We start from the raw sequence: 10,892 nt of genomic DNA, 5'->3' as shown, positions 1-10,892 counted from the left end.
GGCGAGAACCGCGTCCACCGGCTGTGTTCGCAGCAGCGGATCTTCTCGGTGTTCGCCAAGAAGCGAGGACTTCATCGCCGCTCCGGGCCACCGGTCCATGACGACCTCGTCAGGCGGCAGTTCAGCGCCCAGCAGCCCGACCGGTTGTGGTTGACCGACATCACCGAGCACTGGACCGATGAGGGCAAGCTCTACCTCTGCGCGATCAAGGACTGCTTCTCCACCCGGATCGTCGGCTATTCGATCGCCGACCGGATGACCGCGGACCTGGCATGTTCGGCGCTGCGAAATGCCATTGCGCTCCGCAACCCGGACGGCACCGTCGTACATTCCGATCGCGGCAGCCAGTTCCGTTCCGGRATCTTCGTAGAATTGCTGACCTGCAATGGTTTACAAGGATCAATGGGGAAGGTGGGGGCATGTGGTGACAATGCCGCGATGGAATCGTTCTTCGCGTTGCTGCAACGCAATGTCCTCGACCGTCGCCGCTGGAGCAGCCGTGAGGAACTACGGTTGGCGATCGTCGRGTGGATCGAGAAGACCTACCACCGGCGTCGCCGGCAACGCGGTCTCGGTCGACTGACACCCGTCGAATATGAGACGCTCCATCAGACCGCACACGCGGCCTGAAACTGCACACCCCGTGTGTCAACCAGGGTGGGGGCAGTCCCCCATCTCTCAGCCGCCTGTCCCGTGATTCTCTCACCCTGCACTACGTGGTGGAGTTCCTCCTCAGCCACAAAGTGCCGATCGCAACCACCAACTGCCTTATCCGACCGTCCGACGTCTGGGTGCGCACCGGTGTTCTCGTGCCGACGGACACACAGAACGTCCGAGCCGGCCTCGACGATCTCAACGGCCTGACCGGCAGCCACCGGAAAACCGTCGAGATGATCAGGAGGACATACCCCGGGTAAACGTCGACCTCGAGGAGTCGATGAGGTCGGACATCGACTATCGTGCCCGCGATCGCATACGTTGAAAGCGTCGAATCCCCTCGCGCGCAACCTAATTTCTGACTCCACCGACCGACCTCTCAATTGTGGGGAGTTCTTGCGGTAGAGGGTCTTGTGAGAGGGTCCAGCCGGCGGCATCGCCGGTCCCCGTCACAGCTTCTACCGCCCCGGACACCCGAGGCGGACCGGGGTGCAGGCGGTCCCGGTTCTGCTCGACGCGCGCCCCGAATGGATCCAAACTCTCCAGCCATCACGTAGGCCGCGCCGTACGCGGTCAACCTGATCGTCCACAAGAGTCACACCGGTCTCGACCCCCACCCTTGCACCGCGCCGCATGCCCGAACGGCACCCGATTCGGCCAATGCCCACCGACCAAGACATACCGCTGGTGTGACGAGCATGGGTCGAAGGACCGGCGGTCGGAACGGATACGGGGACCGCCGGCAAGGACGTCCGCCGCGTCCAGGTCCTCCCTCGCCGTCCCCAATCCGGCGCCGCATTCGCGGCCGCGGCCAGCAGCAGGGAGCCGACCATGACGACGGCGCCACCTCGCCAAACGCCATCACCGCGGTCCGAATATTGGTGGTGCCGCGGTCGGGCAGAGGTGAGCAAACCTCGGCGACTCAGCCGTCGCCGGGCAGGCCGCGCGAATGCGCGTCTCTGATGGTGTTCGAGGACCTCGCGCGGGACTCGACTGCGAGCGCGGGTGCGACGAACAGCGGGATCACCGTCCCGCATCAGGTACAGATGCCACGGCAGCGTCTTCGCCGCCGCTGATGCTCCGTGCCGGTTCTCTCTCCCCGTCTTGCCTGGTCCCGGCGTCCCGATCGTGGTGGATCGCAGCGGGCCATGTAAGTTCCGGGCCTCCGGTAGCCAAGAAATCAACGCTGAATTACACTGTTAGTGAGCGTTAGGAGATCACTTGTGACTGTCGCAGACGATCGTCAAGCCCGCGTTGCCGCAGAGCAGTACGCCGCCGGCGCGCTGTCGTTCGAGGACGCCTTGACCCGCACCATCGGACACCCGATCGACAGAGCAACGGTCGCCACGGCTCTTGGCTACCTCGCGTCCCTGGGCGCCCTGCAACCGCAAGGCGCGCTCACGCGTCACGACGCCGACCTACTCGACGAAGCCGGCCTCACCGACGACGGCGAACGAGCCAGCTTCTCCGTCGCACTGGGACGGGCACAGACCATGAGGGATCTCCGTCGCACCGCCCTCACCGCCGCCGAGGTCGCCGACCTGCTGAAGGTGAAGGCGCCCCGGGTCCGCCAACTCACCTCGATCGAACACAAACTCTGGGCCCTCGACGACGTCGATCGACGAGGACGCCTATACCCGAAGGTGCAATTCACCGAGACCGGGATCGTCCCGTACCTCGACCAGATCCTGCCCCAGCTCCCAGCCGACCTGCACCCCCTCACCGTCAACGCGGTGCTGACCCTGCCCCGCGTTGACCTCACCGTCGACGGTCACCCCGCATCGGTCGTCGAGTTCCTCACCTCCGCCGCAGCAGAGCACGACCTCCCCACCGTCCTCGAGGTCGTCGAACGCGCGACGAGCCTTTAGCTAGTGGCCACGACCACCCCACCCTCGATCGCGGACATGCGCGATCAGGGGGTCCGCGACGACGAACTGGTCACCATCGCGGCCACCACACGCCGTCTCTGGCGTATCCACCCCACCGACGGCGCCCACGTGCTGCCGTGGCACGGCTTCCGCACATACGGGCCACTGCTGCGCTTCGACCATCACCCACGGCCGCGAGCGGGCCACCCCAAGTACGGCATCTGGTACGGAGCCAGTAGCCCGCGCGGCGCCCTCGCCGAGGTCTTCCAGGAAACCCGAGTGATCGACCGATTCCATCGCACCCCGTATCTCTCAGCACTAACCCTGGACCGCCCACTCACCCTGCTCGATCTCGGAGGGTTCTCCGGCGGCACCTGGCCGACCCGGCTCGGATGCAATCACTCCCTCGACTCCGGCCCGCACTCCCAATCCCAGGCGTGGGCCAGGACGATCCACCGCGCCTACCCGCACCTCGACGGGATCGCGTACCGCGGCAGATTCGCCGGTGAGCTGTGCGTGGCACTGTTCGAGCACGCCGCTAACGCCTTCCCCACCAACCCGGCGCTTTCACTGCCACTGTCCCACGTCGGACTCGCACGCCGTATCGACAGCGCGGCAGTGGAATTGGGATACCACGTCGTCTGACCGCCGCGCACGGGGATCTCCAGCTACAGCCACGACGGCACCGAGCCTCCACACGATTGCGTGATTCGAGGTACCTGTCGGTGGCGTCGACGTCGGTTCGAGCGAGGCCCTGCTCGACGTTCTCGGGACTGCCTGCCCTCTACCGCCTGGCGTAGTCGGCGACGCCGGTCCAGTCGATGACCACGCAGGGCTCATCGCCGAGAATCCAGGCGTCGTGTCCGGGCGGGCAAATCATGAGATCGCCGGGGCCGAACTCCATGTCCTCCCCGTCGTCCATGACGATCTTCATACGACCCGAGATGACGTAACCCATGTGCGCGGCCTGGCAGCTGTCCGTCTTGGCGATCGGTTTGACGTGCTTGGACCACCGCCATCCGGGCTGGAAAGCCCTCCCCACCGCGCCGGACGTGACGTTGACCAGTTCGAGCTTGCCCATCCCGTCCTCGAAGGGGCGGGTTTCCTCGGGTGAATCGAGACTCTTGCGGATCAGACCGGACATCGGCTGTCCTCCCAAGTCGTGAGGCGGCACCCACCGATGCGGCGGACCTCCGACCGGCCAAATCGGGAACCGCGGGTTGAATCGAAGGTTCTGACACTTCAATTCTGGGCGGGCACTATCGTGTGCCGCAATACCGAGCGGCGGCCCGTAGGTGGGACGGCGGTACACGCGATCGGGGCGAGAGCGCCGGCGGTGGTCTCGCCGCTGCGCTGACGTTACTTGCGAAGGAGCGCGGCTTGATTGACCCGGTCTTGCAGGTACTGTCCTATTCAATGCTCGATGACCGGACCGCGGTGCGGCAAGATCTCGACGGAGCCGGCGGCGGATGTGGAATCCGAGCAGCAACCGGCTCGGGTGGCGCTCCTATCTCGGCGCAGCCGCTGACGGCGACGTCCACCATTGGCCGCGCCAGCCCGGTACGAAGACCTCTCCGGGCTGCCCCCGGCATGGATCGGTGTCGGCACCAACGACCTCTTCTACGACGAGGACATCGCCTACGCCACCCGACTGCGAGGCGCCGGGCTCCCTTCGCACACTCCACCAAGCGCCCGGCGCCTACCACGGCTTCGATCTGGTCGAAAAGAAGACAGGCATCGCACGGGTCTACCTCCAGTCACAGATGACCGCGCTGACTACCGCTCTCGCCCCAACGATGGGCTTACACCGTCCTGACGGCCTGACTGACAACCTCAATCAACCAGTCCGGTCGGTACTTCCCGAGGAGATTCGGTTCGATCTCACGATCGGTGTTGGGTGGTCCGAAACCTGGGACATCGAGCAACGAGTACCGCTAGTGACGACAGACCCGGACCGCGACAAGTGGGCGGCGGTCTATGCGGGCACCGTCGTTCAGCACGCAATCCTCTCGCCCATACAACGGCCGCGGACAACGTCTCGAAGTGGGCAGTGCGGCCTTGCCCGGGGACGGCTGATCCCTGAATATGGGAAACGACGCCGCGACCAGATCACCGGCGTTGAACCTGTCGCCCTGTCATTCGGTGAAACGCGCGGACCAGAGCCGGATAGTTTCATCGGTGGCACCGTGCGAGCGCACCCAGGTGTGCACCCCACCGGGGTGCGTATCCCAGTGCGACAGGACCCCTTCGATGGCGTCGGGGACGGCGCCGCGGAGGTCGCGGTCGTGGGGATGCGCCCGGCCGAGTTCGGGAGCGAAGCGGGTGATCCGCGCCAGGACGGCCGGCATGTGTTCGTTGGTCAAGACGTAGTCGGCGATGATGTCGCCGGGTTCGACGCCTGCGATGCGCAGCAAGAGGGCCACGGCGATTCCGGTGCGGTCCTTGCCCGCGGCACAGTGCAGCAGCACCGGTCCGGGGGCGGTGGCCGCGACCCGCAGGACGTCGGCGAGTTGCTTCCCCGCGTTGATCAGGATTCCCTGGTAGATGTCGGCGAGCCGGGCACCCTGGCTGGGCGCGGTGACTTCGGTGTCGGTGAGCAGGGAGATCAGGTGCACCGCGGTGCCGTCGGACTGCAACGGGTGTGCACGGGTGGCGAACTCCCGGGGGCTGCGGAGATCGACGACGGTCCGGACCGGCCATTCGGCGACGACGGTGGGGCGTGTGTCACCGGGCGCGGGCAGCGCGCTGCGGTACAGCACTCCGGGACGTGTCCGGCGCCCGTCGGAGGCGGACAGGCCACCCAGATCGCGGAGATTGGGGAGAACATCGATGTCGGTCACCGTCATATGAGCTTCTTCCTGAGATAAGAGGCGGCGCGGTCGAGGGTCACCACGACCACGAGCACGACCAGGACGATCGTGAGGACATTTCCGTACTCGAAGAGCCGGAGTTGCTGGGTGAGTTCCATGCCGATACCACCGGCGCCGACGATGCCGAGCAGCGACGCGGCGCGCACGTTCCCGTCGAGTACGAGGAGGGTGTAGCTGGCGATGGTCGGCACGGACTGCGGCAGCAGGACCCAGCTGATGCGCTGGGAGCGGGTGGCACCGGCCGCGGCGGCCGCTTCCCAGGCCCGCATGTCCATGGTTTCGAAGATGTCGGCGAACAGCCGGGCCATCCCCGCGGCGGATCCGATGATGATCGCGAGGGTGCCCGCGAGTGGGCCCAACCCGACCGCGGAGACGAACAGCAGCGCCCACATCAGTTCGGGGATGGCCCGGGTGACATTGATCGACGTTCGCGCGGCGTGGTGGAGCCAGGCTTGACCGAACACCGACCGGGCCGCGAGCAGCGCCCACGGCAGTGCGAGGAGGACACCGATGGTGGTGCCGATGACCGCGATCGCGAGGGTTTCGCCCATCAGGGTGACCGCCGTCGGGAGGATGGACAGGTCGGGCGGGAACATGCGGCCGACGAAATCGGTGATGTGCGGGATCCCGTCGAGCAGGGCAGCGGCGGAGAACTCGGTGGCCTGCGCCGACCAGAGGACCAGCACGGCGGCAACGAGGACGCCGGCGCCGGTCTGCCAGGACGGCCGTCGCAGCGCGGCGAGGTCGGCGGTCGAGGGGGTCTGCTCGGCGGGCTTCGTGTCGAGTGTCATGGTCACCGCACCCCCGCCAGCGCACGGTCGGGATCGGCGTAGAGCAGGTCGAGGTCGGCGGTCGTCACGGATGCGGTGGGGCAGTCGAAGACGACGCGTCCGGCCCGCAAACCCACCAGCCGGTCTGCGACATCTCGCGCCAGGTCGACGTCGTGCAGGTTCAGTACCGCGGTGAGTCCCTCGACGCGCGCGAGTCGCACGATGTCGTCGACGACGCCGCGGGCGAGAACCGGATCGAGGTTCGCGACCGGTTCGTCGGCGAGCAGCAGGTCGGGTTGCTGCCCGAGCGCGCGGGCGATGGCCACGCGCTGACGCTGCCCGCCCGACAGTGCGTCGGCCCGCTTGCGGAGCTGGTCCTCGAGTCCGAGCCGGCGGACGGCCTCGACGGCGATCTCCCGGTCGGCGCGCCGGACGAAGTGCACGAGGCTGGGCAGCAGCGGCTGACAGGCGAGACGCCCGATGAGCGTGTTGGACAGCACGGTCGCGCGTTCGACGAGTTGAAACTCCTGGAACACCAACCCGACTCGCGCGTGGGCGCGACGCTTGGCGCGGCCACGCAGCCCGCCGCGATCGATTCCGTCGTGCAGCACCCGCCCCGATGTCGGTGCGGCGAGACCGGCGAGGCAGCGCATGAGCGTCGACTTCCCGGCGCCGCTGCGACCGAGCACCGCGACGATCTCGCCGGGCGCCACCCGCACCGACACCTCCTGCAGGGCCGTGGTGCCGTCCGGATACCGGTAGCTCACCGCGTCGGCCTCCACCCGCGGCACACCGTGTCGTGTGGTCGTCATTTCCGCGACAGCTCCTCGAGGTTCACACCGAGTTCGGTTGCGGCGTCGCGGAAGATCGCGAAATCGCTGTCCTGTGCCTTCTCGAAGCTGGTCGCGCCGACCACCCCGAGGGCCGCTGTGTTGTCGCCGCCCACGAACGCGTCGACGATGCCCTGCTCGATCGCGGGGTCGAGGCCCTTGCGCGCGATGATCACCAGGGAGACCGGGATGGGGTCGGACTCGGCGACGATCTTTTGAGCGGTGCCGTCGATGACACCCTTGTCGACCATCGTCTGGTACGAGGACCGGGCGTCCGCGGCGCAGTCGACCGAGCCCTGCTTCACCGCGAGTTCGGCGGTGTCGTGGCCGCCGGCGTAGGTGCCTTCGATGTCGGTGTCGGGGTCGATGCCCGCCCGCTTCAGCAGAAGCTTGGGAATGTAGTTGCCGCTGGTGGAGCCGGCGTCGACGAACGCGATCTTGCGGCCGCGGAGGTCGTCGATCGAGTCGATGCCGGTGCCGGTGCGGCACACGAACACCGAACTGTAGGCGGCGCCCTTGGCGACCACGAGCGGCTCGACACCGGCAACGGCCTCGGCGAGCGGGGTGGGGAAGGGGCTGAACGCGGCAACGTCGATGAGGCCGGACCGCATCGCCTCGACGATCGACAGGTAATCGCTCGTCGGCTTCACATCCACCGACTTGCCCGTCCCGTCCGCGATCAGCGAGGTGATCGGTGCGAACTTCGCCTGCAGGTCCGCGTTGGCCTCCGCGGGCGGCAGCCCCACCTTCAGTACATCGGGTGCGCCGTCCTGGGCGGAGGAGTCGCCGCAGGCGGCGGCACCGCACAGCGTGACCGCGCAGGCAGCGGCGGCCAGGGTGCGGCGCAGGGTCGGGTGGATGCTCACGGGCGGGGCCTTTCCGAGAAGTGTTCGAAGTTGATGCCCGAATATTCATCTAGACAAGTAGCGTAAACCACGCTCACGGATGTCCGGCAAGTGAATGGGTCTTGAACAGGTCATATGCGATTTGGTCGAAGCGCAGGCATCCTCGAATGTCCTCTAGACTTGCCGCATGCCGAGCAAAACCTCGCCAGGCCGGGTACCGCTCTACCGACAGGTGCAGGACGTCCTCCTGCAGCGACTCGACAGCGGCATGCTGGAACCGGGAGACCGGCTGCCGCCCGAGACCGACCTGGCCGCCGAACTCCGGGTCAACCGGCTCACGGTCCGCCAGGCGATCGGCGAGCTGACCCGCGCGGGCCGACTGGTGGCGCGGCAGGGGTCGGGCACCTTCGTGGCTCCGCCGCCGCAGCACTTCCCCATCGAACTCGCCGCCAGCTACATCGGCGGTCCCGACGGTCTCGGCGCCGCCTTCACATCAGTCGGCCGCACGTTGAGCGAGACGCCCGTGGGCAGTGCGATCGTGCTCGGGGGCAGTGCGCCGCAGGCGGAGGAGTATCTGCCAGGCCGCCGGCTACGTCGCATCGACAGCGTGCTCGCGGTCGACGGTGAACCCTGGTTCGCGAACTCGGTGTGGATGGACGATCGCCGGTTCGCCGGCATCGACCGGCACCTGCAGGACGGCGTCCCGCTGTACACGATATGGCGCGACGTCTATGACGTGCGACTGAAGGCCGCCTGGAGATCGTTCGCCGCGGCGGCTGCGTCACCGCGCGTGGCGGAGATACTCGAAATCCCTCCGGGCGCACCGGTACTGCTACGCGAGGGCCTCAATCTCGACGAGGACGGCAGCCCGACTGTGTACATCCACCGGTCGTGCCGCAGCGACAGCGTACGGTTCGTCGCGAACTACCTAAAAACGGACTGAGCCTCCGAACATCTTGTCGCCCACGGCCAAAGGCAGAGGTCCGCGAGATCGTTCAGTGGCGAACAGCTCGACCAATGAGGGCACTCATGGTCCATATCGACTTCATGGACCGCTACGGCATCCAGGCGCAAGCCCTCTCGGTGTCGGACCCAGGATTCGAATTCCTCACCAAAACAGAAGCAGCCGAGATGTCGCGCTACTGCAACACCTACACCGCCGATCTGTTCAAGCGGCATCCCACCCGATTCGGTGGCCTGGCCGTACTGCCGATGCGCGATACCACCGCCGCCCTTCGGGAACTCGAGTACGCGCTCGACACCCTCCACCTCGACTGGGTTGGCCTACTCTCGGCCTACGAAGGCGCCTACCTTGGCGATCCCCGCTTCGAACCACTGATGCTCGCTCAATGCCGGTCGGCATATGTGTTCGTCCACCCCGCGGCCATTCCCGCCGACGCAAAACCCGAACTCCCCCTTCCCGACTTCCTCGAAGAGTTCACTTTCGAGAACCCACGGAAGTAAGCACAGGGCAGCCGGTGTATTTGGTCACGAACGGCGACGCCCCGCATAAAGCTCAACCTCCGCCACCTCGTCAGAAACGACTCGGCCCGTTCCCGTAGTGGTCTAAACGGTCACAGTGGGCCAGAGATGCTTCCAACATCCGTAAAACCGTGTCATCGACTTTCCGGCGGAGGTTGCTGCGGTGCGGTATCGCTCGATTTCGCCGATTCCACTACCCATGCCGCGATCTGCGCGCGTGAGTTGAACCCCAGCTTCGTCAGGAGATGCTCGACGTGCCCCTGCGCGGTGCGGGGCGAGATCACCAACCGCGCTGCGATCTCCTTGTTGGTCAGTCCTTCGGCGATCAGAGCGGCGACCTCACGCTCGCGCTTGGTCGGCGTGACCGATGGACTAGCTGCTGAAGCAGGGAGTTTTGGAATCTGCTCGCCCAGGGCATAGGCGACTGCAGCCTCGAAACCGAGCATACTGCCCTCCCGGTGTGCCGCGGCGAAGGCCTGCTTAGTCATCGCCTGTCGAGTCTTACGTTCGAACTCGTCCTGGTACACGAGCATGTCCGGCAACAACACCGTCGAACTCCCTACTGAGCGACTGAACTGCTCGGCGGCTTCAGCCAACATGACCGCGCGTCTGGGGTCCCCTTCCTCAGCTGCGATCCACGCCAGTGCTTGGATGCACATGCTGGTCTTCATTCGGTCGTTGACTTTCCTACCCGTCTTCAGTGCCTGCACAAGTAGGCGAGTAGCTCGCGTGCGATCGCCTTTTCGCCACACCGCAACCGCTAGCGCCCACAATGTATGGGCCCGGTGCACGGATTCGCCTCGCGCCTCCGTAATCGTGAGCACGTGCTCGTAGCATTCGATGGCCCGCTCGGTGTCGTTCTGCAGTTCGCACGTGATGCCGAGGCCGTCGAGAGCGAGGACCTGAAACAAGAGGTCGTCCCGTGCGATGTACACGCTGACCGCACTTTCAAGATGCAAGCGTCCATCGGACAGTTTTCCTCCGAACAGTGCGAGATATCCAGTGGCGTGGTCGATGTGTGCGCGAATCAAGGGGTTATTCGACTGGTCGACGAGCGTACGACAAGCTTCCACCAGGTCCGCCGACCCCTGAAGGTCACCCTGCAGTCCGCTCATCAGGCTATATGCAAATGTCGCTTTGGCTCGTTCGACAGTGAGGGTACCCACCTTGCGGGACAGAAGGCGACCGAGCCACCGGCGCCCCTCGCTGAGCGACCCCTGTGAAAGCCAGAAGGGGCATAGTGCGGCAGCGATCCGAATTCCGGACTCAGGGCTGTCGGACACACAGAATTCCAGCGCCTCACGGACATTCGGCTGCTCCCGACCCAGTCTGGAGATCAACGCGAGCTGCCGGGAACTGATCCATTCGGATTCCGCCTCGACCACCAGCCGCTCACACCAGTCACGGTGCCGACGGCGAAGCGCGATGTAGCCGCCCCTCTCCTGCGCCCTTTCCCGCCCGTAGGCGCGGACGGTCTCGAGCATTCGGAACCGCACCGCGGAACCCGACTCCTCTCTCGTCAGGATCGACTTGTCGACGAGGAACGTCACCGTGTCGAGGAGTCGAGGAG

The 10,892-nt window shown here is 66.1% G+C and carries 12 protein-coding genes and 1 pseudogene; 7 read left to right on the top strand and 6 right to left on the bottom strand.

Going from position 1 to position 10,892, the window contains the following annotated elements:
- From AC1D1G_RS34110 to AC1D1G_RS34100, 3 genes are all read left to right on the top strand, one after another.
- On the top strand, nucleotides 1-630 hold a 630-nt coding region (locus tag AC1D1G_RS34110), incomplete at its 5' end, for an IS3 family transposase (RefSeq protein ID WP_477955550.1).
- Between the two features lie 1,250 nt (nucleotides 631-1,880).
- Nucleotides 1,881-2,525 (top strand): hypothetical protein, encoded by a 645-nt coding sequence (locus tag AC1D1G_RS34105; RefSeq protein WP_477955548.1) that lies wholly within the window; start codon nucleotides 1,881-1,883, stop codon nucleotides 2,523-2,525.
- 3 nt (nucleotides 2,526-2,528) lie between these two features.
- On the top strand, nucleotides 2,529-3,170 hold the full coding sequence (locus tag AC1D1G_RS34100; RefSeq protein ID WP_477955546.1) for an RES family NAD+ phosphorylase: 642 nt from the start codon (nucleotides 2,529-2,531) through the stop codon (nucleotides 3,168-3,170).
- A gap of 139 nt (nucleotides 3,171-3,309) precedes the next feature.
- Here the strand turns inward: AC1D1G_RS34100 and AC1D1G_RS34095 are convergent, their stop codons facing one another.
- Complete coding sequence (locus tag AC1D1G_RS34095; protein WP_477955544.1) at nucleotides 3,310-3,669, bottom strand: cupin domain-containing protein; 360 nt, start codon at nucleotides 3,667-3,669, stop codon at nucleotides 3,310-3,312.
- Nucleotides 3,670-3,791: 122 nt separating this feature from the next.
- Here AC1D1G_RS34095 and AC1D1G_RS34090 point away from each other — a divergent pair.
- Both AC1D1G_RS34090 and AC1D1G_RS34085 read left to right on the top strand, forming a co-directional pair.
- Nucleotides 3,792-3,905 (top strand): annotated as a pseudogene (locus tag AC1D1G_RS34090) (hypothetical protein); the annotation flags it as partial.
- Between the two features lie 163 nt (nucleotides 3,906-4,068).
- Complete coding sequence (locus AC1D1G_RS34085) at nucleotides 4,069-4,341, top strand: alpha/beta hydrolase fold domain-containing protein (RefSeq protein WP_477955542.1); 273 nt, start codon at nucleotides 4,069-4,071, stop codon at nucleotides 4,339-4,341.
- Between the two features lie 319 nt (nucleotides 4,342-4,660).
- Here AC1D1G_RS34085 and AC1D1G_RS34080 read toward each other — a convergent pair whose 3' ends face one another.
- Genes AC1D1G_RS34080 through AC1D1G_RS34065 form a run of 4 tightly spaced genes read right to left on the bottom strand, consistent with a single transcriptional unit; the run spans nucleotide 4,661 to nucleotide 7,861 of the window.
- A complete protein-coding gene (locus AC1D1G_RS34080; RefSeq protein ID WP_477955540.1) occupies nucleotides 4,661-5,371 on the bottom strand; it encodes a tyrosine-protein phosphatase in 711 nt (236 codons plus the stop codon).
- A complete protein-coding gene (gene phnE, locus AC1D1G_RS34075) occupies nucleotides 5,368-6,186 on the bottom strand; it encodes a phosphonate ABC transporter, permease protein PhnE (RefSeq protein WP_477955538.1) in 819 nt (272 codons plus the stop codon). Before phnE ends, AC1D1G_RS34080 begins: the two co-directional genes overlap by 4 nt.
- 2 nt (nucleotides 6,187-6,188) lie before the next feature.
- Nucleotides 6,189-6,977 (bottom strand): phosphonate ABC transporter ATP-binding protein, encoded by a 789-nt coding sequence (phnC, locus tag AC1D1G_RS34070; RefSeq protein ID WP_477955536.1) that lies wholly within the window; start codon nucleotides 6,975-6,977, stop codon nucleotides 6,189-6,191.
- Entirely contained in the window at nucleotides 6,974-7,861 is an 888-nt protein-coding gene (locus AC1D1G_RS34065) for a phosphate/phosphite/phosphonate ABC transporter substrate-binding protein (RefSeq protein WP_477955534.1), read from the bottom strand. The genes phnC and AC1D1G_RS34065 overlap by 4 nt, the downstream gene beginning before the upstream one ends.
- A gap of 166 nt (nucleotides 7,862-8,027) precedes the next feature.
- Here AC1D1G_RS34065 and AC1D1G_RS34060 point away from each other — a divergent pair, with 166 nt between their 5' ends.
- Both AC1D1G_RS34060 and AC1D1G_RS34055 read left to right on the top strand, forming a co-directional pair.
- Nucleotides 8,028-8,783 carry a GntR family transcriptional regulator gene (locus AC1D1G_RS34060; RefSeq protein ID WP_477955532.1) on the top strand — a complete coding sequence of 252 codons (756 nt, stop codon included), beginning with the start codon at nucleotides 8,028-8,030 and terminating at the stop codon, nucleotides 8,781-8,783.
- Between the two features lie 86 nt (nucleotides 8,784-8,869).
- A complete protein-coding gene (locus tag AC1D1G_RS34055; RefSeq protein ID WP_477955530.1) occupies nucleotides 8,870-9,304 on the top strand; it encodes an amidohydrolase family protein in 435 nt (144 codons plus the stop codon).
- Between the two features lie 152 nt (nucleotides 9,305-9,456).
- On the opposite strand, the gene AC1D1G_RS34050 is transcribed toward AC1D1G_RS34055, so the two are convergent.
- The coding region (locus AC1D1G_RS34050; protein WP_477955528.1) for an ATP-binding protein at nucleotides 9,457-10,892 on the bottom strand (1,436 nt) is incomplete at its 5' end.

Source organism: Rhodococcus sp. P3_B8 (genome assembly GCF_056402775.1).
Note: the sequence above shows the minus strand (reverse complement) of the source record. Positions and strands in the feature narration are given on the sequence as shown.

Coding starts and splice junctions, on each gene's coding strand:
- AC1D1G_RS34095 (WP_477955544.1), bottom strand. CDS start 3,669: ATGTCCGGTCTGATCCGCAAGAGTCTCGATTCACCCGAGGAAACCCGC.
- AC1D1G_RS34080 (WP_477955540.1), bottom strand. CDS start 5,371: ATGACGGTGACCGACATCGATGTTCTCCCCAATCTCCGCGATCTGGGT.
- phnE (WP_477955538.1), bottom strand. CDS start 6,186: ATGACACTCGACACGAAGCCCGCCGAGCAGACCCCCTCGACCGCCGAC.
- phnC (WP_477955536.1), bottom strand. CDS start 6,977: ATGACGACCACACGACACGGTGTGCCGCGGGTGGAGGCCGACGCGGTG.
- AC1D1G_RS34060 (WP_477955532.1), top strand. CDS start 8,028: ATGCCGAGCAAAACCTCGCCAGGCCGGGTACCGCTCTACCGACAGGTG.
- AC1D1G_RS34055 (WP_477955530.1), top strand. CDS start 8,870: ATGGTCCATATCGACTTCATGGACCGCTACGGCATCCAGGCGCAAGCC.